The sequence below is a fragment of the Acinetobacter sp. NIPH 817 genome (genome assembly GCF_000368405.1).
Lineage (GTDB): Bacteria > Pseudomonadota > Gammaproteobacteria > Pseudomonadales > Moraxellaceae > Acinetobacter.
Window position 1 is genome coordinate 1554944 of record NZ_KB849420.1, and the last position, 22176, is coordinate 1577119.

Genomic DNA, 22176 nt, shown 5'->3' on the forward strand with positions numbered 1-22176 from the left:
GTATATGAGCTATCAATTTTTACAACTCGAACAACAAGATCAGGTTGCCTATGTTTGGCTGAATCGCCCTGAAATGCACAATGCTTTTAATACGACAGTCATTGAAGAGCTGCATGCTTGCTTTAAGCAAATCAATACACGTGATGACATTCGTGTTGTAGTTTTAGCTGGTCGCGGTAAAAGCTTTTCAGCAGGTGCCGACCTTAACTGGATGAAACAGGCAGGTCAGGCATCTTCAGCAGAAAATGAAGCAGATGCATTAAAACTTGCCCAAATGTTGGATGCACTCGCAACACTTAAACAACCGACCATTGCCCGAGTGCATGGCATTGCCTTTGGTGGTGGCATGGGCTTGGCATCAGCATGTGATATTTGCATTGCCAGCACAGATGCCAAGTTTGCAACCTCTGAGGTTCGTTTAGGACTTGCTCCATCTACCATTAGTCCTTATGTGATTCGTGCGATTGGTGCAAGACAAGCCTCTCGTTACTTCTTAACTGCCGAGCGAATTTCAGCACGTGAAGCTAAACAAATTGGTTTGGCACATGAAGTGGCAGATGCCGAAGACTTAGATAAAAAAGTTCAAGAAATTATTGATGCTCTATTACTCGGTGGCCCGCATGCTCAAGCGGCTTCAAAACAACTCATTCAAATGGTGAGCAACCAGACCATGAGCAATGATTTGCTACAACAGACAGCACATCATATTGCTCAAGTTCGTCAAGGTAGTGAGGCAAAAGAAGGTCTGAGTGCCTTTTTAAATAAACAACAGCCTGCTTGGGTTTCTAACTCGAATAACAACAATTAAGGACGATCATCATGTTTGAAAAGATTTTAATTGCGAACCGTGGCGAAATTGCCTGCCGCGTAATTCGTACAGCTAAAAAATTAGGGATTGCCACAGTTGCCGTTTACTCCGATGCAGATGCAAATGCACAACATGTCAAACTTGCAGATGAAGCCATTTATATTGGTCAGTCCCCTGCAACACAAAGTTATTTACAGGTTGATCGTATTATTCAGGCAGCAATAGATACGGGTAGCCAAGCGGTTCACCCGGGCTACGGTTTCCTTTCTGAAAATGATCAGTTTGCACTCGCTTGCCAACAACACAACATCTGCTTTATTGGCCCACCAGTAGACGCCATTTTAGCGATGGGTTTAAAAGCGACCTCTAAAGCCTTGATGGAAAAAGCAAGTGTTCCTTTAACACCGGGTTATCACGGAACCAACCAAGATGCCGACTTTTTAAAACAACAGGCAGACCGAATTGGCTATCCTGTTTTAATTAAAGCCAGTGCGGGCGGCGGTGGTAAAGGCATGAGTCTGGTTGAACGCAGTGAAGACTTTTTGCATGCCTTAGCCTCTTGTAAACGTGAAGCCAAGTCGAGTTTTGGTAATGATGACGTGTTAATTGAGCGTTATGTGATTCAACCTCGACATATTGAAGTTCAAGTGTTTGGTGACACACATGGCAATTATGTGCATTTGTTTGAACGTGATTGTTCCGTACAACGCCGTCACCAAAAAGTGCTAGAAGAAGCCCCTGCTCCACAAATATCAAGCGAAAAGCTCGATGCAATGCGCCAAGCTGCAATTGATGCGGCACGTGCGGTAAATTATGTCGGTGCTGGTACGGTTGAGTTTATTGTGGAACAAGACGGTACAGCGTATTTCATGGAAATGAATACTCGTCTACAAGTCGAACACCCAGTCACTGAAATGATTACAGGTGAAGACTTAGTTGAATGGCAACTTCGTGTAGCTTATGGTGAACCTTTACCTAAACTACAAAACGAATTACACATTCAAGGCCATGCGCTCGAAGCACGTATTTACGCCGAAGAACCAGAAAAAGGCTTTTTACCTGCAATCGGAAAAATTGACTATCTGCATTACCCAACGCAAAACCAATATGTGCGTGTAGACAGCGGTATTGTTGAAGGCGATGAAATCACGACGTATTACGACCCAATGATTGCCAAACTGATCGTATGGGGTAAAAACCGTGAAGCTGCGCTTATTCAAATGCAACATGCTTTAAGCCAATTCCATGTGGATGGCTTAGGCAACAACATTGCTTTTCTTGAAAAAATTGTTCGTAGCGAATCTTTTAAACAAGCCAAGCTTGATACTAACCTGATTCAACGTGAACAAAACTTCTTGTTTAGGCCTGAAGAGATCAAACCAGAACTTGTGGTGGCAGCGGCATTTATTGAGTTTCTAAGCAAACTTAATAACAACAGCTCAAGCCAAAAACAGCTTTGGCAGGCTCAACCACTTTGGCGTTTAAATATTGCTTATCAGCACAGTATTAAATTGAACTATTTAAACCAAAATATCCAAATTAAATTTGCCTCAAATGAACATGGCTTCACCGCAGAATATAACGGTCAAAGCTACCCAATTTCTGGTCAATTGATTGATGCACATACTGCCTCTGTTCAAATAGGCGGGACTCAGCAAAAGCTGTCTTTTAACCAAAGTCAGCAAGGCATTACATTGTTCCAAAATGGGCAAAGCTATAAGTTTGCTTATATTCGCCAAGACTTTAATCAAGCAGATAGCCAAGCCGATGAAGGTCACCTAAAAGCACCAATGCCGGGTGTGGTCACGCAAGTACTGGTGAGCGCAAATCATAGCGTTAAAAAAGACGATATTTTAATGACGCTTGAAGCAATGAAAATGGAATACACCATTCGTGCCCCTAAAGACGGCCTAATTGTAGATTCCTATTTCCAAGTCGGTGACCAAGTCAAAGCTGGCGATGAGCTTGTAGAATTTCAGCCTGTACAGGAGGAAGTTGCATGAGTGAGTTTGTCAAAATTGTGGAGGTCGGTCCCAGAGACGGCCTCCAAAATGAAAAGCAGGCTTTAACTGTCGAACAACGCTTAAACTTCATTAATGACCTGATTAATGCAGGTCTGAAATGTATTGAAGTCGGTTCATGCGTTTCGGCAAAATGGGTGCCGCAAATGGCTCAAAGTGATGAGTTATTTAAGCTATTACCCCAAACAACCGATGTGCAATTTAGTCTGCTCACGCCGAATATCAAAGGTTTTGAAACTGCTCAAGCGGTAGGATGCAAAGAAGTTGCGGTTTTTACCGCAGCTTCTGAGAGTTTTACTCGTAAAAATATCAACTGCTCAATCGATGAGAGCTTTGAAAAATTTAGCGATGTCATAAGTGCAGCAAAAGCCCATAACATTCGTGTACGCGGTTATGTCTCTTGTATTGTCGATTGTCCCTATGAAGGTGCTATTGCCCCTGAACAAGTGGTAAAAGTTGTTAAACGACTCTATGACATGGGCTGCTATGAAGTGTCTTTAGGTGAAACTATTGGTACAGCAACACCAGATCGCGTTCAAAAGGTTTGGCAAGCATGCCTTGCTGAACTCGACAGCAAGGTTTTAGCCGGGCATTTCCACAACACCTATGGTATGGCGATTGCCAATATTTATCAGTCTTTACAGCAAGGTATTCGTGTTTTTGACTCCTCTCTTGCAGGACTCGGTGGTTGCCCTTATGCCAAAGGAGCTTCGGGTAATGTATCGACCGAAGATCTGTTTTATTTGCTGTCACATATGGGGTTTGAAACTGGTATTGATTTAGAAAAGCTAATGCAAGCCAGTCAAAATATTAGCAATGTATTAAACCGAAAAAGCTTGTCGAATTATGCAAATGCTTATTGGCAAACCAAGTGCGCATAGTCATAAATTAAAATAGCTCAGCATCTGGTATAAAGCTTAATATTAGGCTGAGTACCAGATTATCACGTCTAAACTTTATCTCATTTCGTTCAGAAATTGGGACTCAGTTCCTCATGCAATTTTTTTGAAAATTTATCATTTATCTCTGTATCAAATGCCTCTCTCAACAGAAGCATTTTCTACCCTATTTTTATTCTAAATCCGTATTATTCTTCATCCTTTTCTATCTTAATCCTTAAAAAATTTATCTCATTATTTATAAAAATAAGATGCATCCATTTCAATTCTTGGGGAAATATATTCTTCCACCCAATCTAACCACGCACGCGTTTTGGCATCAATAAAATGGCGTGAAGGCAATAAGGTATAAACTCCGATGTCGGGTGAACGCCACTCTGGCAAGATATGACATAATCTTCCATTTTGAACCGCATCTAAAGCCGAAAACATCGGCAATAACGCCACGCCCATATCTTGTTGCACCACATCTAACAATAATTCAGGGTTATCTGCAATGAGTTGCCCGCCAGTATCAATTTGGTAAGACTCACCCTTTGCATTTAATAAGTGCCAATCTGGTGTAATAGACGGGTTTACTAAGCGTAAACAGGCGTGGTTTTTTAAGTCTTCAGGGGACTCAGGCACACCATGTTTTTCTAGGTACGCTGGTGAAGCACATAAAACAGAAAAGATGGTGCCAATTCTGCGTGCAACAAACCGAGAGTCTGTTAATGATTCAGTGAGATAAAGACTGACATCGACCCCTTTTGCCAACAGGTCTGGGACGTATTGTGAAGTCGTATATTCCACCGTTAATTCGGGGTAATGCTTACAAAACTCGGCCATCACTGGAAAAACATAATGATGCCCAAAGCTTCCCATGCTTAATACACGTAAACGACCTTTGGGTTTAGATGCCGTTCCTGTTACTTCTGACTCCGCTTCATCCACCATTGAAATGACTTGGCGACAGCGCTCAGCGTAAGTCGCACCAATATCGGTCAGTGCCTGCTGGCGCGTGGAGCGTTGTATTAATTTTGTACCTAAGCGTGTTTCTAGCTCGCTGATAAGACGTGAAACCTGTGCTGTGGTCAGATCCATCTGCTCAGCTGCTGCTGTGAAACTCCCGCTATCAATCACTTTCAGGAATGCATGCATTGCATGCAATAGTCCACCATCGAGATTTTTGCGCATAACGTAAATATGTTTTCCTAAATTACGGATTGTTGCACCAGTTTAGTTCAACCACAATGACTAAATGTACATACATTGGCACTAATTCTTTTTAAGAAGAGGAACCGATCTTTTTTTATTTCGTATGTCACTTGCTCCAAATATTCAACTGGATGTTGAAAAAAGAAAGTAGTCCGAGCTACTAAAAATTCTAAGGAGATATAAATGAATATAGCTACAAAAGTCACTCCAAATATTATTGCAACAAAGGATGTGTCACTTGAAGATAAATATGTAAGTGATAACGGTACAGCATATATGACCGGCATTCAGGCACTTGTTCGGTTGCCTCTTGCCCAAACTCGCCGTGACGCGATTAATGGTTATCATACTGCTGGTTTTATTTCTGGTTATCGCGGTTCTCCTGTTGGTAACTATGATAGTTTCCTTTGGCAAGTTCAAGGATTACTTAAATCCCATAATGTTGTATTTCAACCTGGTGTAAATGAAGACTTGGCTGCTACCGCAATTTGGGGTACCCAACAAGTTAACCTTTCAGGCCAAGGCAAATATGATGGAGTGTCTTCATGGTGGTATGGTAAAGGCCCGGGTGTTGACCGTTCAGGCGATGTACTCCGCCATGCTAACTTAGCTGGTACCTCTGAACGTGGTGGTGTCGTTGCTTTATTTGGTGATGACCACTCATGTAAATCTTCTACAATCCCTCACCAGTCTGAACATGTCATGATTGGTTGCGGTATTCCAATTTTCTACCCAACATCCGTTCAACAAATCTTAGACTTTGGTGTTCACGCCATTGCAGTTTCACGTTTTTCAGGCCTTTGGTCTTCAATGAAGCTAGTCAGTGAAATTGTAGAAACTTCTGCTTCTGTACATGTTGACCTAGACCGAGTGACTCCGGTTATACCAGAAGATGTTAACTTTCCAGAGGGTGGCGTTAATATTCGTTGGCCAGATCACGGCATTCAACAAGAAGAACGTCTTTATAAATATCGCTTACCTGCTGTTTTGGCCTATGCCCGCGCGAATAAAATCAACACCGTTACATGGCCTTGTGAAAATGCCCGTATTGGTATTGCTGCAAGTGGTAAAGGTTATTTAGATACCATTGAAGCCTTACGTATTTTAGGTATTGAAGATGAAACTGCCCAACAGCTTGGGCTACGTGTTTATCAGGTTGGTCTGATTTGGCCTTTAGAACCTCAAGGTGTTCGTGAGTTTGCTGAAGGTTTACAAGAACTGATCGTTATTGAAGAAAAACGTCCAATTATTGAAACACAAATTAAGGATGAGCTGTACTCACTGCCTGATGGCAAACGCCCACATGTGATTGGTAAAGCAACTGACGGTAAAGGTGAATGGAGTACCTCTATTGAAGAAGCACCTCTCATTGGTCACTATGAATACCAGCCTGAACCGATTGCAAAAATGCTGGCTGCTCGCTTCTTAAAACTCGATATTCCAGAAAGCTTAAAAACGCAAATCCAAAGCAGAATCGACTTACTGCTAAAAGCAGAGCAAGAATCAAAACGTGTTATTGATCTTGCTGAACGTAAACCCTATTTCTGTAGTGGTTGCCCACATAACTCATCAACCGTAGTTCCTGAAGGTAGCCGTGCGCTAGGTGGTATTGGTTGTCACTATATTGCTGTTTCACTTGACCGTGGTACCGAAACATTCTCTCAAATGGGCGGTGAAGGCGTAAGTTGGGTTGGTGCATCACCATTTACCAATGAAAAACACATTTTTGCTAACCTTGGTGATGGAACTTACTTCCACTCTGGTTACTTAGCAATTCGCCAATCTATCGCTGCAAAAACGAATATTACCTACAAAATCCTCTACAACGATGCAGTCGCTATGACAGGTGGTCAGCATGTAGATGGGCATTTGAGTGTTGCGCAGTTAACTCGTCAACTTGCTGCGGAAGGTATTAAAAAACAAGTCATCGTGACTGATGAAGTTAAATTATTAAACGAAGAAGACGGCATTGCACCGGGTGTAGAAATTCGCCACCGTAATGAACTTGATGCAGTTCAACGCGAATTACGTGAAGTTTCAGGTGTAACCGCTTTAATTTATGTACAAACTTGTGCCAGTGAAAAACGTCGTCGCCGTAAACGTGATGTCTACCCTGACCCAGCTGAACGTTTATACATTAACAGTGATATTTGCGAAGGTTGTGGCGACTGTTCGAAAAAATCAAACTGTTTATCTATTGAACCAGTAGAGACAGCTTTAGGTACTAAACGTCAAATTAACCAAAGTAGCTGTAATAAAGACTTCACTTGTGCTGAAGGTTTCTGCCCAAGTTTTGTGACTGTTCATACCCGTGATATGAAACGTCCGGCTAAATTTGAAGGAATTAGCACAGGTTGGCCAACATCACCAATTATTCCTCAGTTATATGACGTTCCAAGTCGTATTATGGTCGGCGGTATTGGCGGTACAGGTGTTGTGACTATTGGTGCACTCCTTGGTATGGCAGCTCACCTAGAAGGCAAAGCAACCCGTGTTATGGACATGGCTGGACTTGCCCAAAAAGGCGGTACGGTTTATTCATATGTACAACTTGCAGCAAGTGATGAGCAAATTTCTTCCACCAAAATTCCAGCAGGACAATGTGAATTACTGATTGGTGCCGATGCCGTAGTTGCTGGCGGTAGTGCCGCACTTTCTCGCTTAAGAGATGATGCTTTGGTTATTGTGAATGAAGACAGTACCCCTACTTCTGAGTTTATTAAATCTCGTGACTGGTATGCGCCTATTACTGATTTAATTGATCGCCTCCGTGGTCGTGTTCGTCAAGGTCAATTGGTTTCATTACCAGCAGCTCGCATTGCAACACAACTATTAGGCGATGCAATCTATACCAACCAGTTATTACTCGGTATGGCATGGCAGTCTGGTCGTATTCCGCTCTTACGTCAAAGCATTGAAAAAGCAATTAAGTTAAATGGTACTGCTGTTGAAAAGAACATCGAAGCTTTCCGTGTGGGTTGTCATCTTGCAAGTGACCCGACTTTAGCTGCTCGTTTACTTGCGGCAATGCCAAAAACCAAAACGCCGCAAACGTTGGCTGAACTTGTTGAAGACCGCTCTACTCGTCTTACAGACTATTGGAATGACGCTTATGCAACTAAATACCGTACGCTGGTAGAACTGGCTGCTAAAAAGTTACCAGAAGAATTAACTGGTACCATTGCAACCCAGCTTTATAGAGTTATGGCGTATAAAGATGAATATGAAGTTGCACGTCTTTTAACAGGTAAGAGCTTCAAAGAATCGATTGAAACCCAGTTCGGTAAAGGCTTACGTTTAACGTATCATCTTGCTCCGCCAGCGTTACTTGGTGGCCTGAAAAATGTTCGTAAACGTGCGTTTGGTTACTGGATGCGCTTCCCAATGATGATGCTTGCTCGCTTACAATGGCTTCGTGAAACTTTCCTTGACCCATTTGCACGTCAAGAAGAACGTCAACACGAACAAGCATGGCGTGACCGTTACATCGCATTTGTTGAAGCACTCGTTGAAGCACCAGATAATCATAATTTGGCGGTTGCTGAACAAATTGCGAAATTACCAGCAGAAGTTCGTGGTTATGGTCATATCAAAATGAAAGCAATGGATGCTGCAAAACAGCGTTGGGATGAACTTACACCAACACTCATTAAAGTACGTAGCTAAGAAATTGCTTAAAATTTAAATCTGAAAATAAAAAAGTCATCCTAAGGGATGACTTTTTTATTGGCTCAAATATTTATTTAGCCATTTTACGCAAAGTCAAAATCTGCTCACTGCGTCCAAATGGACCATACACGTCATGTAAAACTGCACTGGTTAAACCAATGCCATCCGAACCATATTGCTGAACAGTTTCCAGACCTAACCATTTCCCTTGCGGATAACGGTGCATGTGAATCTGTAAATCTAGATTTGGAAAACCCCAAGTAAATTCGCCTTCTTGTCTTGGTACAATGCCGTTTGCAGTATCTACCATACCAATTAAATGCGCAAAATCTGTCGTTGGCTGACCTTCCACCATTTCGTTATCGTTATTGAGCCAAACAATGCCTTTGCCAGCTCGGTGCTGATCACCAGTTTTAGTGACGAGTGTCTGAATAAAGCCACCCGGCCATCTTTTCATACCTGTCCATTCTGTAAAGGTATCTGGGTGATGAACTGGATGATCTTCAAGTCCAGCAATATCGGAACTGTCTTGAGTACACATTCGCCATGCTCTAGCCACAATGCAGGTTTTACCTTGTGCCTGCATTTCAGCTTCAATCAGTTCAATCGTTTTACCAGCACGAATTACATGGGTCTTAATCGTAAATTCACCAAATGCAATCAATCCAAAAATATCAAAACTAATTCGGCCAATTCTCATATCTTGTCGTGGTGAAAATTGCTCTAACTCTGCTGCAATTACGCCACTTGCAGGTGCCATGTGTTGTTCATGAGGGTTCCATGCCCCTTGTGCATGAACAGTTGAGCAATAATGAGCAATGACTTCACCTTGAGGACCAATTGTTCTATTCAGTAATTGATAATAAGCATTCATGATTTTCTTTCCGTAGTCCTTATCCAACATCAATATTTGATGAAAATTCACGTTTTAATGCTTATGTTAACCCTCTATTTCTTTAGCTCAACTGGTTTTTCCTACCAAAAACTGATGAGTCTAAAATTACAAATTGAATCACTAGGTAAAATTTTGCATGTAAATTTCACCTAGTGTTTCCAACAATGACGATTCACTAAAATGCAAAAGCATCTTGATCGAGCTCCATCACAGCGTCAGCGCCAGACTCAACAGAAGCAGCATGACTTTGTGTGCGATGTAAAAGTTTCTGATAGAAAAACTTAGCTGTTGTTAACTTCGCTTTATAAAAAGCTTGCTCTTGTGTACCCGATTCTAATTTTTCATGGGCAACTTGTGCCATTCGCGCCCATAAATAAGCGAACACAACGTAACTGGAAAAATAAAGATAATCCACCGAAGCGGCCCCTATTTCTTCTAGGTTGTGCTTGGCTTTCTCTGCAATCAATTTAGTCAGTGACAGCCATTGCTGCTTAAGCTCAGCTAATTTTTCTAAATAAGGTTTCAGCACTTCATTGGACTGCTGTTGACTAATAAACTGATCAATTAGATCCGTCATATTTTTTAGAAGTTTGCCTTCTGACTTGAGAACTTTACGTGCAAGTAGATCTAAAGACTGAATTTCGGTCGTTCCTTCATATAATGTGGAGATACGCGCATCACGTACAATTTGCTCCATTCCATGCTCAACAATAAAGCCATGACCGCCGAATACTTGAACACCATGTTTGGCAGACTCATTACCTGACTCGGTTAAAAAGGCCTTAGCAATTGGTGTTAAAAAAGCGAGTAACTCATCAGATTGTTTTTGTTGCTCCTGATCGGCTGAACTTTCCACAATATCGACATGCTGAGCTAAAAAGTAAGCCAGTGCACGTCCACCTTCAGAAAATGCCTTTTGGATCATTAACATTGAACGCACAGCCGGATGCACAATAATTGGGTCAGCATTTTTTTCTGGATATTTAGAACCAGATAGTGAACGCATGGCGAGACGCTCTTTGGCATAATTTAATGCCCCTTGAAATGAAATTTCAGAAGCTGCAAGCCCTTGTACTGCCGTTCCAATACGTGCGGTATTCATAAAGGTAAACATACAATTAAGCCCGCGATTTTCCGGACCAATTAAGTAACCTTTTGCGCCATCAAAATTAAGTACGCAGGTGGCATTTCCATGAATCCCCATTTTATGTTCGATCGCGCTACAGACGACTTTATTACGGTCTTCTAAATTACCTTCATCATCTACATTAACTTTAGGCACAATAAATAAAGAAATACCTTTTGTACCTGCAGGTGCCTGAGGTAAACGAGCTAAAACAATATGAATAATGTTTTCGGAAAGATCATGCTCACCCGCCGAGATAAAAATCTTTTCACCCGTAATGGAGTAGCTACCATCCGGATTTGGTTCTGCTTTAGTTCTAATTAAACCAAGATCTGAGCCTGCATGTGATTCGGTTAAACACATGGTTCCGGTCCAGACACCGCTAATGAGTTTAGTCAAATACTGCTGTTTTTGTTGCTCAGTACCATGGTGCTCAATGGTTCTCATCGCGCCATGAGACAAACCCGGATACATTGCCCACGCCCAATTAGAACCACATAACATTTCAGAAATGGCAATCCGCAGCAGTGTCGGTAAGCCTTGTCCGCCATATTCTGGATCGGCGGTTAGTGAGGTAAATCCAAGCTCAGCATATTTTTGGTAGGCTTCTTTAAAACCTTTCGGCGTTGTGACTACGCCTTGATTTAAATGGCACCCTTCCTGATCGCCATTTTGGTTAATCGGCGCCAACTCATTTTCACAAAAATCTGCGGCAGCCTCTAAATATTGATCAATTAATTCTCGATTTATGCTTTCCTGATATTTGCTTAAACCTTGGTAGCTCTGTTCTGTTTGAAGCATTTCATGCAACACAAATTGCATATCGCGTAATGGAGCTTTGTATAAAGGCATAGTTTTTTCCTTTCACGGTACTGCCTGTGTGATAGACAGATGTCGTTTTTTCCTTGAATAGAGTTTTATTATTTCAATCATCAAAATATCAAAAAATTTCTTATAGCAAAATATATTTTCACTAATTTAATAAGAATATCGTAACTCAGAAATGGATATAAAATATAAATACATGTTTTAAAATAAAAATATAGAATAAAAAGTAATTAGCATCGCTTAATAAGAATAAATTTAAATTTTGTATTGCAAAACTTTATTCCGTAAAAATTCAATTTATAGTATGGTGATTACATTGCTTAATCATCCAAGGACGATTCATGGAAAGCCCGAAATACACAGGTCTTGAGTTTTTAACCGCTTTAAAAAATGGTGAAGTTTCACCCTCACCTATGGCTCACACCATACCGATGGAACTCGTTGAAGTTTCCGAAGGTAAAGCAACTTATAAAGTTACTCCTCGCAAAGAACATCGGAATATACAAGGCGGTGTACACGGCGGTTTTTGTGCGACAGCGCTAGACACCGCTACAGGCAGTGCAGCTCATACCTTACTTGAACATGGGGTTGGCTATGGAACCATTGATTTAAATGTAAAAATGATTCGCCCCATGCAGGTTGATACGTCTTACTATGCGACAGCCGAATTAATTAATGCGGGACGCAATATTATTAGTACCGAAGGTAGAATCATAGATGAAAATGGCAAAGTGTATGCTTTTGCCTCGGCAACATTAATGATTATTCGCAAATAATAAAATATTGAAGCTCCTGTTTATGGAGCTTTTTCTTGCTTTGCAAGTTTGCCCATTTCATAAAAATCTAAGCGATCAATCATAAAACTTAATATTGCCATCGCTAAACCTAAAGCGGCACAAGCTTCCCAGCCCCAATGCTTCCATGCATAAACTGCAATAAAAGAACCTAAGGCAGCTCCACCGAAATATAGAGTCATATAGATTGAATTAATACGGGAACGAGCTTCTGCTGAAATTCGGTAGACCAAATTTTGGTTCAACACATGAAATGCCGATAACCCAAAATATGCCATGATCACACCGACTGCGTAAGCCACTAAAGATTGCTGTGCAAAAAATAGAGGAATCCAGGCGCTAATTAATAACACCATACAAATCACAGCAATTTTATTTTCAAGTCCTACCGCAATTTTCTTACCCGCCCAAGGCGTCGCAAATACACCTGCCAAACCAACAATTCCAAATAAACCAATTTGAAAATCATTAAAGTGATAAGGCTCATTCGCCAATATAAAAGTCATGGTAGTAAAAATGAGCGCCAAAATACCAAAGCCAATTCCACCTGCCAAACCACGGCGCAGTAAATGGGGCTGATGAACAGCTAATGAAAATAATGAGCTATAAATCTGTAGAATATTGAGCTGGTGGGACTTACGCGCAATTGGTAACTTCACCCACATTACCCAAGCAAACACCAAAATGACAATTCCGCTAATTAAATAAACTGCATGCCAAGACCAAACTGTAGAAAGTAAGCCTGCAATAGAACGCGCCAATAATATTCCCAAGAACAAACCACTCATGAGAGTGCCTACAACTTGAGGGCTTTTTTGTGGGCTGGCTAAACCGGCTGCAAATGGCACTAAAACTTGAGTTGCAATCGAAAAGAATGTGGCTAAAAAAGTAAAGCCATATAAGGCTGGCAAAGATTGACTTAAGGATAGCCCTACTTGTGCAAGCCCCGTACAGCACATGAGCAAGCATATATAACTACGCTTTTCAAAGAAGTCGCCTAAGGGAACTAATATAAAAAGGCCAACTGCATAGGACAGTTGGCTAATGACAATGGTTAAAGCGACTTGATCGGCATTAACTTTTAATGCTTCAGCAATTGAATAGATTAAGGGCTGGTTATAATAGTTTGAACCCGCACAAATTCCACATGTCATTGCCATGATAAAAATAAAGCTTTTTGACAGTATATTTTCTGCATTGGGCTCAACTATTTTTTCCATTTTTAATTACGCCCTATTTTAAAATTTATACATCGACACAAAGTTTACGCGTGATACATCAGCGGTTCGACCATCAAAAACCTCTCGTTTGCCTTGATGATATTCCATACCAATATCCATTTGCTCAATTGGTGAATAAAAGACGTTCGCGGCATAGTCAGTTAAGCGTTTGTTGGCATCTGGGTTGAGTTTGGCATAAGCCGTGTCGTCATCATAATCAAACATTGAAGCCGATAAGTTTGCACGCCATTGCTCGTTGAATTTATATGAATAACCAATATTGATGCTATTCAACTTATTCATCACCAAATCTGTTTTGTCTTCGTTTAAAGAAAAATCACCCGCTGCATTTAAACTTGCTGAATTCGCCAAACCACCTTGGGTGGTGTAAGGCATAAATTTTTGATCACCAACAATATATTGATAATTTGCTTGTACCGACTGCTGAGGTGTTAATTGATATTTTAAGCCGCCACCAGCTCCCCAGCTTACTTTCTTAACAGTTGCAGTTGCGACATCCGTAGATTTTTCATTAATAAAGCCTTGAGCAAGCGCCGTTAAAGGACCTTGTTTAAAGCTATAGCGCCCCGTTAAAGTTGGAAATGCTGAGACTCTCGAACCTGTATATTCCAAGGCTACTTTTAAATCATTATTAGCATCGATTTTCCAGTCATAGCGAATTTGAGGAGTACGTGTATAAGAGGTTCCCACAAACTGGGTGTAATCGACGGCCTCTGTACGGGTTTCCATGTTGGACATGAGTGACCATGTTTGGCCAAAGGTCCAGTCTTTATAGGTGAAAAAAGCATGACGAATACGGAATTTACCATCCCCTGTTCCCATGTTAGAGCTATCAAAGAAATCGGCTTCAATATTTCCCGTCACTGCTTTATTTGGGCTATTAAAATAAACGCCTAATCGGCTTGCATTAATCATGGCATCGGAACGTGCATGGTTTGAACGTTTTTCACTTTCAAAAGGTGTTCGGTACAAACTGCTGGTCGTTCTACCACCCGAGTCTGGTGATGATTTAAAGTCGACCGCTGCATCAACACGGGCAATACCGTAAACCTTTACATTATCCGTCCAAGTCACCCATGAAGGAGCAACGGGCTTTTCTGTTACCGTTGCTTTAGTTTTTTCGATGTTCTCTTCAATCTTTACCTGTTTGACTTGTAAATTATTTTGGGTTTGTTTCTGAGCAGCAAGTTCTGCTTTTAATTTTTGCAGCTCGGTTTCTAGCAAATTAATTCTTTGTTCTGTCGTGTCTGAAGAATTTGCAAAAATAGTCCCTGAAGCCGCAGCGCAAGCTGCAGCTAAAATTAATTTTTTCATCTCTTAATCCTTAAAGAAGCGTTTTTTCCATGTGTAATCTAGGCTACACGTGCATCGATTAGTTCACAGTCTGTAACTGCCTGTAATTCATCAAAACTTAAGCCTTCCACCATTTCTGTGACATAAGCTTTTTGATCTTTGAGTTCAATAATGCATAAATCGGTATAAATGCGATTTACACACTGCTCACCTGTAATTGGATAGCTCAATTCTTTTACAATTTTGGACTCACCTTTTTTGGTGACATGTTCCATATAGACATAAATTGTTTTAGCGCCGACTGCCAAATCCATAGCACCGCCAACTGCAGGTACATCATCTGCTTTACCGGTATGCCAGTTTGCTAAGTCTCCATTTACCGCAACTTGGAATGCTCCAATCACACAAATGTCCAAATGACCGCCACGCATAATGTCAAACGAGTCACCATGATGCATAAAGCATCCACCATCTAATAAAGTGACAAGTTCTTTTCCGGCATTCACTAAGTCTTCATCTTCCTCACCCAGTTGTGGTGGAGGCCCAAAAGCCAAAACACCATTTTCCGAATGTAAAAAGATTTCCTTGTCTTTTGACAAAAATTTAGCAACGTTGGTCGGTAAGCCAATCCCTAAATTGACATAAGAACCTTCAGGAATGTCATTGGCAATGAGTTTGGCAATATCTTCACGAGAACGTTTTTGAACTGACATTAGATATCTCCTACTTTTACAACGTGCTGAACAAAAATTCCCGGTGTAATAATGCACTCTGGGTCAAGCGTTCCTAGCTCTACGGTGTCATTCACTTGAACAATGGTGGTCTTAGCGGCTTTTGCCATAATTGGTCCAAAATTGCGGGCCGCTTTGCGGTAAGTTAAATTGCCCCAGCGGTCGGCTTTATCGGCATAAATCAGTGCAAAATCAGCTTCAAGTGGATATTCAAGCACATAGTTTTTACCGTTAATGGTTCGGGTCTCTCTACCCTCGGCAACTTTGGTGCCATAACCAGTCGGCGTAAAAATAGCACCGAGACCCGCACCTGCTGCCTGAATCCGACAAGCCAAATTACCTTGCGGAACCAGTTCCAACTCAATTTTTCCTGCTCTATATAAGTCTTGAAAAACGGTTGACCCAGCAGATTTTGGAAATGAACAAATCATTTTTTTAACGCAACCCGCAATAATCAGATTTGTTAAACCACGATCACCAGAAGCCGCATTGTTATTTACAATTGTCAGTTCTTTTTTTCCTAAATCGATTAAGGCTTCAATTAATTCAGCAGGTTGCCCTGTCACACCGAACCCACCTGTCATGATGGTTGCTCCATCAGGAATAGCTTTTAAAATCGGTTCAATGTCACTGGTGATTTTATTTATCATCTCACTTGTCCCTTTTCATCCTTAATTTAAGGTGACAGATTGATCTGTCACTCTGCCTTTTGCGGGTTAAATAGTCGGTCTTTAATAAATAACAATGGAATTACACCGCAGATAAAATAAGCCGCAGCCATCACCAAAAGCCCTAAGCCAATAGAACCGTTTTGTGATAAATAACCAATTGTTAATGGAGAGAAAATTGAAAGTACTTTACCAATATTATAAGCACCACCCACTGCCGAACCTCGGATGGACGTCGGAAAGCTTTCCGTCATGTAAGTGGCATTAATTGCGTATGGAATACCGTAAAGGAAACCGAAGAACAGCATCATCCATAAGATATTCGTTGGTGTATTTAAATAAACAATAACTGGAATAAATAAGGCAGTCCCAATGGTTCCGAAAGCGAATACAGCACGGCGTCCTAATTTATCGGCAACAATCCCTGCAATCACTTTGGCAAACATCATAATCAGGAAAGTACCGACCATATACATGGCCATTTCTTTAAACTTGATGCCAAGATCAGACTCTAAGTAAGCCGGTAACCAGTTACTTACGCCGTAATAACCGAACTGCAATGCACCGGTACTAATAATCCAAAGAACAAACATGGTGCCATGTTTCTTATCTCTTAAAATTTCAAGATATGGATTTTGACGTTTTTTAGGCTGGTTACTTTGAGCGACTTCTAACGCTTTTAATTGACGAGATTTTTTCCAAGACTCTGGTTCAGGTACACAAAAGTGCATCAAAATTGACAACACCACAGGTGTAATTGCAATCCAGTAGAGGAAACGCCAGCCATGTTCAGGAATAATATGTCCTGCCAATAAGGTCGCTAGCAAGGATCCTAGGGTATAACCCGTCATCAGCGTAGCCAAAACAGTCGAACGATGTTTGGTTGGCACCATTTCTGACATTAAAATATTACAAGCAATATAGAGCGCACCTAAACCCATTGCTCCAAAAGTTCTTAAAACTGCAAATTGCATATAAGAATCAGTAAAACCCAGTGCGCTGGTTAAAACTGAAGAATAAGCAATAAAGAACACAATAATGCGGACCCGCCCAAAACGGTCACACGCCCAGCCACCAATCAGACCACCTATAGCCGATCCAAAAAGCGTTAAGCTACCTAGTGTTCCAGCTTGTACACCCGTTAAATGAAATTCTGTTTTAAGACTGGTCAGGCTTAATGCCAAAAAACCTAAGTCTGCCCCATCACATAACAATGTTAAAAAAGCGAATATAAATGCTGTAATCCAAATCTTTTTTGGTGTCTGGATAGCTTCACTGCTAGCCGTATTTTGCGTAATTGTTTCTGTTGTCATGTCCATATCCTCAGAAGGAACATGAGGCATCCAATGCCTCATGGCATTTGATTTTTTATTAGGCTGTAGCTTCCCTAATCATATTTTTGGCAATAATAATTTGTTGAACTTGCGTGGTTCCTTCATAGAGACGGAACAAACGGACATCGCGATAAAAACGTTCAATGGCATATTCACTGATATAGCCTGCGCCACCATGAATCTGTACACAGCGGTCAGCAACGCGTCCGCACATTTCGGTTGCAAACATTTTTGCGCAAGACGCCTCTGTACTAATATTTTCACCATTATCACGGCGGCGGGCTGCATCTAAAACCATACATTTAGCGGCATAAATTTCGGCTTTTGAGTCAGCAAGCATGGCTTGAATCAGCTGGAAGTTTGCAATAGGCTGACCAAACTGCTTACGTTCAATCGCATAGTGCAATGCATCGTTTAACATGCGTTCAGCAACACCCACACTATAGGCACCAATGTGCAAACGCCCTTTATCAAGTACTTTCATGGCCGTTTTAAAACCGACACCTTCTACCCCACCAATTAATGCAGAAGCAGGTACACGGCAGTTATCAAAAATTACATCACACGTATGTGAGCCTTTTTGCCCCATTTTTTGGTCAATTTTTCCCAAGGTAATACCTGGGGTATTGGCCTCAACTAAAAAAGCTGAAATACCGCCTGACCCTTTAATTTCCGGATTGGTTCGCGCCATTACGGTGAAAGTTGCAGCGTGAGGTGCATTGGTAATAAAACGTTTGGTACCGTTTAATACATAAAAATCGCCATCTTTTACGGCACTGGTTTTTAAAGAAGCAGCATCGGAACCAGATTCAGGCTCGGTTAAACAAAATGAACCAATAATTTCGCCACTTGCGTAACGAGGTAAATATTTTTGTTTTTGCTCTTCTGTGCCATCAATCAAAATTGCACTTGAGCCAATACCGTTATTGGTACCAATTAAAGAACGGAAAGCCGGTGAAGTTTGTCCAAGTTCAAATGCAACTCTGACTTCTTCTTCCATGGTGATACCTAAGCCACCATATTCTTCTGGAATTGTGAGACCGAACAAACCAAGCTCACGCATTTGCTGCACAATGTCATCTGGAATTTTGTCTTTCTCTACCACTTCGTTTTCACGAGGGATCAATTCATTTTTTACAAAATCTCGAATTGTTGAAAGTAACTGCTCCAACATCCCTTCATCACGGATCATCTGTGATCTCCCTTTTTATGTATTTCCATCGTACCCATCAGCCATCTCCAGCTTGTCTGGATACCATGTTTTAAATCTTGTTTACTGCGGATGTGTTTCATAGTACGAGAACGAAAATACAAATTTCAAGCTTTTTTGAAAATTAATTTCGTTAAACGAAATTTAAAAACACACCATTACGGAATATCAAATACTTAGCTTATTTAATAAATCCTAATTGCTCTAATGGGCTAAATAAGACTTGAAATAAATTCCAAAATAAGCATCATAAAAGGAATATAGTTTTGATATGCGAAACAAGGAATTCAAAAATGAGTGTATTAACAGGGAATAATTTCGTAGAAGTCGACTTTTCTATTCAAAAAATAGCGATTGTAAAAATAAACCGACCTGAAGCAAAAAATGCACTGAATACAGAGGTTCGCAAACAATTAGCACAAGCTTTTACCGAATTAAATTTTAACGATGAGATCAATGCAGTTGTGCTCACAGGTGGCGAAGAAGTCTTTGCCGCAGGTGCAGATTTAAAAGAAATGGCAACCGCAACTTCAACTGAAATGTTATTAAGACACACTGAACGTTATTGGAATGCGATTGCTCAGTGCCCTAAACCCGTGATTGCTGCTGTAAATGGTTATGCATTAGGGGGTGGCTGCGAACTTGCAATGCACGCTGACATTATTATTGCAGGTAAAAGCGCAACCTTTGGTCAACCGGAAATTAAAGTCGGTTTAATGCCAGGTGCTGGTGGGACACAACGTTTATTCCGTGCGGTTGGTAAATTTCATGCCATGCGCATGATTATGACGGGTGCTATGGTGAAAGCCGAAGAAGCTTATATCATTGGTCTTGTTTCACAAGTCACAGAAGACGACCAAACCATTCCAACTGCGATTCAAATGGCACAAAGCCTCGCAAAAATGCCTCCTATTGCCCTGCAACAAATTAAAGAAGTTGCACTCATGAGTGAAGACGTGCCATTAAATGCAGGCTTAACTCTAGAACGAAAATCATTCCAGTTACTGTTTTCTACCGAAGATAAAAATGAAGGCGTTCAAGCTTTTATTGAAAAACGTAAACCGTCTTATCAAGGTAAATAATTTAAAACGATAATAACAAAGGAATGAAAATGAGTAGAAAAGTATTAATTAGTGCAGGTGGTTCAGGGATTGGACGATGCATTGCCGAGGCATTTTTAAACAATCATGATGAAGTTTTCGTTTGTGATATTAGTGCTAAAAGCCTAGAACAATTTCAACAAGATTATCCTAAGCTGCATATACATACGTGTGATTTGGCTGATCATGAGCAAATTAAACTCATGTTTAATGAGGCAATTCAGAAACTTGGTGGTATTGATATTTTAGTCAATAACACAGGCATCTCAGGCCCGACTGTTGCCGCAAATGAACTAAGTTTTGATGATTGGAACACGGTGATTAATTTAAACCTGAATAGCACTTTTTTAATTACCCAGTTAACCATTCCCTATTTAAAGAAAGCGCAGGCAGGCGTGATTATTAATATGTCGTCTATTGCCGGCCGCTTAGGCTATCCATACCGATTGGCTTATTCCACTTCAAAATGGGGGCTGATTGGTTTTACCAAAACGCTTTCTATGGAACTCGGTGCAGACAATATTCGAGTTAACGCTATTCTTCCGGGTGCAGTAGATGGTGATCGAGTTCAACGTGTATTACAGGCCCGTGCCGATGTAGCGCATACCTCACTTGAAGAAGTGACTCAAAACGCACTGAAAAATCAGTCGCTCAAATATTTTGTAAATCCAAAGCATATTGCAGATTTATGCCTATTTATAGCCTCAGATAGTGGACGCTCTATTTCAGGTCAAATCTTGCCGATTGATGGTGATAAACAATGCTTAAGCTAAATCACCAAGCCCTATTTTTCCGTTTAATTTCAAATATAGATTAATTATCAGGATGATCGACATGACTTATGATATTAAAAGCATGGCTGTGATTGGTGTCGGTATTATGGGCAGTGGTATTGCTCAAATTGCGGCGCAGTCAGGTCATACTACTTATTTATATGACGCCAAAGCAGGCGCAGCAGAACAGGCTAAAGAAAAACTAGCTGCCACATTTCAAAAGTTAGTCGACAAAAATAAAATTACATCTGAGCAAGCAGCAGCGGCAAATAACCATTTAATTGTTGCTCAGCAAATTGACGATTTAAAAAATTGCGATCTGATTATAGAAGCAATTATTGAACGTCTCGATATCAAACAAAGTTTGATGCAACAGCTTGAAGATATTGTTTCAGACAATACCATTTTAGCCTCAAACACTTCTTCTCTTTCTATTACAGCCATTGCTGCAAACTGCAAAAAACCTGAACGTGTTGTGGGTTATCACTTTTTTAACCCAGTTCCACTCATGAAAGTGGTCGAAGTCATTCGTGGTCTAAAAACTGACCCACTTATTATTGATGCCTTAAACGATCTATCGCGTGCATTTGGTCATCGCCCTGTTGTTGCGAAGGACACCCCTGGATTTATTATTAATCACGCTGGTCGAGCTTATGGCACCGAAGCGCTTAAAATTTTAAATGAAAACGTCTGTGATATCAGTGAAATTGACCGAATTTTACGTGACGGCGTTGGTTTTAGAATGGGTCCTTTTGAATTACTCGATTTAACTGGCCTTGATGTTTCTCATCCAGTCATGGAGTCGATTTATCATCAGTATTATGAAGAAGCCCGTTACAAACCAAACCCGCTGACTAAGCAAATGCTAGACGCCAAGCAACTCGGACGTAAGGTTAATCAAGGTTTTTATAACTATGAAACCGGTTCAAAAACAGGAGAACAACCTGCCAAGTTTGTAGAGCGTTTAGCGCAATATCCAAAAGTTTGGATTGCGGCAGATTTCTTAGACGATAAAAAACAGCTTGAAGATTATTTAACTCAGCAAAATATTGCCCTAGACATCAACCCCGAACCTCAAACAGATAGTTTATGTTTACTCGCTTGCTACGGTGAAGACACAACCCAAGCGGCTACCCGCTTAGGGATTAACCCAGAACAAGCCGTTGCTATAGACATGCTTTATGGCATTGCAAAGCACCGCACCTTGATGCCTTCACTTGTTACCAAACCTGAATACCGACAAGCCGCTCACTCTATTTTCAATCTAGATGGAAATCTGGTGAGTATGATTAATGAAAGTATTGGCTTTGTTGCTCAGCGCGTTTTAGCGATGGTGATTAATCTAGGCTGTGATATTGCCCAGCAAAATGTTGCCACGGTAGATGACATTAATGCCGCGGTGCGTCTTGGTTTAGGTTATCCGTTTGGACCAATTGAATGGGGCGATCAAGTCGGTAGCGAAAAAATCTTACTCATTCTGAACCGTATAACAGCGCTTACGCATGACCCGCGTTACCGCCCTAGCCCATGGTTACAGCGCCGTGTCGCACTTCATTTACCTCTTACTTTTACTCACGAGTCTTGAAAAG

17 protein-coding genes are annotated in these 22176 nt (G+C 40.9%); 8 read left to right on the forward strand and 9 right to left on the reverse strand.

Features of this window, described 5'->3' with window-relative positions:
* The first annotated feature begins 4 nt into the window (after positions 1–4).
* From F968_RS10990 to F968_RS11000, 3 genes are read left to right on the forward strand one after another with little or no spacing between them, the layout of a single operon-like run.
* Complete coding sequence (locus F968_RS10990; RefSeq protein WP_004793064.1) at positions 5–808, forward strand: enoyl-CoA hydratase/isomerase family protein; 804 nt, start codon at positions 5–7, stop codon at positions 806–808.
* An 11-nt stretch (positions 809–819) separates the two neighbouring features.
* Positions 820–2811, forward strand: a complete 1992-nt coding sequence (locus F968_RS10995) for an acetyl/propionyl/methylcrotonyl-CoA carboxylase subunit alpha (RefSeq protein WP_004793066.1) — start codon at positions 820–822, stop codon at positions 2809–2811.
* Positions 2808–3710 (forward strand): hydroxymethylglutaryl-CoA lyase, encoded by a 903-nt coding sequence (locus F968_RS11000; protein WP_004793068.1) that lies wholly within the window; start codon positions 2808–2810, stop codon positions 3708–3710. The genes F968_RS10995 and F968_RS11000 overlap by 4 nt, the downstream gene beginning before the upstream one ends.
* Positions 3711–3962: 252 nt before the next feature.
* On the opposite strand, the gene F968_RS11005 is transcribed toward F968_RS11000, so the two are convergent.
* The gene (locus F968_RS11005; RefSeq protein WP_004793070.1) at positions 3963–4904 is read right to left on the reverse strand and encodes a LysR family transcriptional regulator; all 942 of its coding nucleotides are present in this window, start codon (positions 4902–4904) and stop codon (positions 3963–3965) included.
* Positions 4905–5108: 204 nt separating this feature from the next.
* On the opposite strand from F968_RS11005, the gene F968_RS11010 reads away from it, so the two are divergent.
* A complete protein-coding gene (locus F968_RS11010; RefSeq protein ID WP_004793072.1) occupies positions 5109–8591 on the forward strand; it encodes an indolepyruvate ferredoxin oxidoreductase family protein in 3483 nt (1160 codons plus the stop codon).
* A 73-nt stretch (positions 8592–8664) separates the two neighbouring features.
* Here the strand turns inward: F968_RS11010 and F968_RS11015 are convergent, their stop codons facing one another.
* On the reverse strand, positions 8665–9468 hold the full coding sequence (locus tag F968_RS11015) for a thioesterase family protein (protein WP_004793073.1): 804 nt from the start codon (positions 9466–9468) through the stop codon (positions 8665–8667).
* Between the two features lie 196 nt (positions 9469–9664).
* On the reverse strand, positions 9665–11467 hold the full coding sequence (locus tag F968_RS11020) for an acyl-CoA dehydrogenase C-terminal domain-containing protein (RefSeq protein WP_004793075.1): 1803 nt from the start codon (positions 11465–11467) through the stop codon (positions 9665–9667).
* A 302-nt stretch (positions 11468–11769) separates the two neighbouring features.
* Here F968_RS11020 and F968_RS11025 point away from each other — a divergent pair, with 302 nt between their 5' ends.
* Positions 11770–12219, forward strand: a complete 450-nt coding sequence (locus F968_RS11025) for a PaaI family thioesterase (RefSeq protein ID WP_081399537.1) — start codon at positions 11770–11772, stop codon at positions 12217–12219.
* A gap of 20 nt (positions 12220–12239) precedes the next feature.
* Here F968_RS11025 and F968_RS11030 read toward each other — a convergent pair whose 3' ends face one another.
* From F968_RS11030 to F968_RS11055, 6 genes are read right to left on the reverse strand one after another with little or no spacing between them, the layout of a single operon-like run.
* Complete coding sequence (locus F968_RS11030) at positions 12240–13457, reverse strand: MFS transporter (protein WP_004793079.1); 1218 nt, start codon at positions 13455–13457, stop codon at positions 12240–12242.
* Between the two features lie 18 nt (positions 13458–13475).
* Positions 13476–14792, reverse strand: coding sequence for an outer membrane trimeric porin-like protein DcaP (gene dcaP, locus F968_RS11035; RefSeq protein ID WP_004793080.1), 1317 nt, complete (start codon positions 14790–14792; stop codon positions 13476–13478).
* A gap of 38 nt (positions 14793–14830) precedes the next feature.
* Positions 14831–15484, reverse strand: coding sequence for a 3-oxoacid CoA-transferase subunit B (locus F968_RS11040; RefSeq protein WP_004793083.1), 654 nt, complete (start codon positions 15482–15484; stop codon positions 14831–14833).
* Entirely contained in the window at positions 15484–16152 is a 669-nt protein-coding gene (locus F968_RS11045; RefSeq protein ID WP_004793084.1) for a 3-oxoacid CoA-transferase subunit A, read from the reverse strand. Before F968_RS11045 ends, F968_RS11040 begins: the two co-directional genes overlap by 1 nt.
* Before the next feature lie 47 nt (positions 16153–16199).
* A complete protein-coding gene (locus F968_RS11050) occupies positions 16200–17483 on the reverse strand; it encodes an MFS transporter (protein ID WP_212749651.1) in 1284 nt (427 codons plus the stop codon).
* A gap of 58 nt (positions 17484–17541) precedes the next feature.
* On the reverse strand, positions 17542–18696 hold the full coding sequence (locus F968_RS11055; RefSeq protein ID WP_004793088.1) for an acyl-CoA dehydrogenase family protein: 1155 nt from the start codon (positions 18694–18696) through the stop codon (positions 17542–17544).
* Positions 18697–19007: 311 nt separating this feature from the next.
* Here F968_RS11055 and F968_RS11060 point away from each other — a divergent pair, with 311 nt between their 5' ends.
* From F968_RS11060 to F968_RS11070, 3 genes are all read left to right on the forward strand, one after another.
* Positions 19008–19796, forward strand: a complete 789-nt coding sequence (locus F968_RS11060) for an enoyl-CoA hydratase (protein WP_004793090.1) — start codon at positions 19008–19010, stop codon at positions 19794–19796.
* Positions 19797–19825: 29 nt separating this feature from the next.
* Positions 19826–20587, forward strand: a complete 762-nt coding sequence (locus F968_RS11065) for an SDR family oxidoreductase (protein WP_004793091.1) — start codon at positions 19826–19828, stop codon at positions 20585–20587.
* Between the two features lie 61 nt (positions 20588–20648).
* A complete protein-coding gene (locus tag F968_RS11070) occupies positions 20649–22172 on the forward strand; it encodes a 3-hydroxyacyl-CoA dehydrogenase (RefSeq protein ID WP_004793094.1) in 1524 nt (507 codons plus the stop codon).
* Positions 22173–22176 lie beyond the last annotated feature (4 nt).

What these genes read in the sequence shown, in the direction of transcription:
- F968_RS11065 (WP_004793091.1), top strand. Translation starts at nt 19,826, where the DNA reads ATGAGTAGAAAAGTATTAATTAGTGCAGGTGGTTCAGGGATTGGACGA.
- F968_RS11060 (WP_004793090.1), top strand. Translation starts at nt 19,008, where the DNA reads ATGAGTGTATTAACAGGGAATAATTTCGTAGAAGTCGACTTTTCTATT.
- F968_RS10990 (WP_004793064.1), top strand. Translation starts at nt 5, where the DNA reads ATGAGCTATCAATTTTTACAACTCGAACAACAAGATCAGGTTGCCTAT.
- F968_RS11020 (WP_004793075.1), bottom strand. Translation starts at nt 11,467, where the DNA reads ATGCCTTTATACAAAGCTCCATTACGCGATATGCAATTTGTGTTGCAT.
- F968_RS10995 (WP_004793066.1), top strand. Translation starts at nt 820, where the DNA reads ATGTTTGAAAAGATTTTAATTGCGAACCGTGGCGAAATTGCCTGCCGC.
- F968_RS11070 (WP_004793094.1), top strand. Translation starts at nt 20,649, where the DNA reads ATGACTTATGATATTAAAAGCATGGCTGTGATTGGTGTCGGTATTATG.
- F968_RS11000 (WP_004793068.1), top strand. Translation starts at nt 2,808, where the DNA reads ATGAGTGAGTTTGTCAAAATTGTGGAGGTCGGTCCCAGAGACGGCCTC.
- dcaP (WP_004793080.1), bottom strand. Translation starts at nt 14,792, where the DNA reads ATGAAAAAATTAATTTTAGCTGCAGCTTGCGCTGCGGCTTCAGGGACT.
- F968_RS11050 (WP_212749651.1), bottom strand. Translation starts at nt 17,483, where the DNA reads ATGACAACAGAAACAATTACGCAAAATACGGCTAGCAGTGAAGCTATC.
- F968_RS11055 (WP_004793088.1), bottom strand. Translation starts at nt 18,696, where the DNA reads ATGATCCGTGATGAAGGGATGTTGGAGCAGTTACTTTCAACAATTCGA.
- F968_RS11005 (WP_004793070.1), bottom strand. Translation starts at nt 4,904, where the DNA reads ATGCGCAAAAATCTCGATGGTGGACTATTGCATGCAATGCATGCATTC.
- F968_RS11015 (WP_004793073.1), bottom strand. Translation starts at nt 9,468, where the DNA reads ATGAATGCTTATTATCAATTACTGAATAGAACAATTGGTCCTCAAGGT.
- F968_RS11030 (WP_004793079.1), bottom strand. Translation starts at nt 13,457, where the DNA reads ATGGAAAAAATAGTTGAGCCCAATGCAGAAAATATACTGTCAAAAAGC.
- F968_RS11045 (WP_004793084.1), bottom strand. Translation starts at nt 16,152, where the DNA reads ATGATAAATAAAATCACCAGTGACATTGAACCGATTTTAAAAGCTATT.
- F968_RS11010 (WP_004793072.1), top strand. Translation starts at nt 5,109, where the DNA reads ATGAATATAGCTACAAAAGTCACTCCAAATATTATTGCAACAAAGGAT.
- F968_RS11040 (WP_004793083.1), bottom strand. Translation starts at nt 15,484, where the DNA reads ATGTCAGTTCAAAAACGTTCTCGTGAAGATATTGCCAAACTCATTGCC.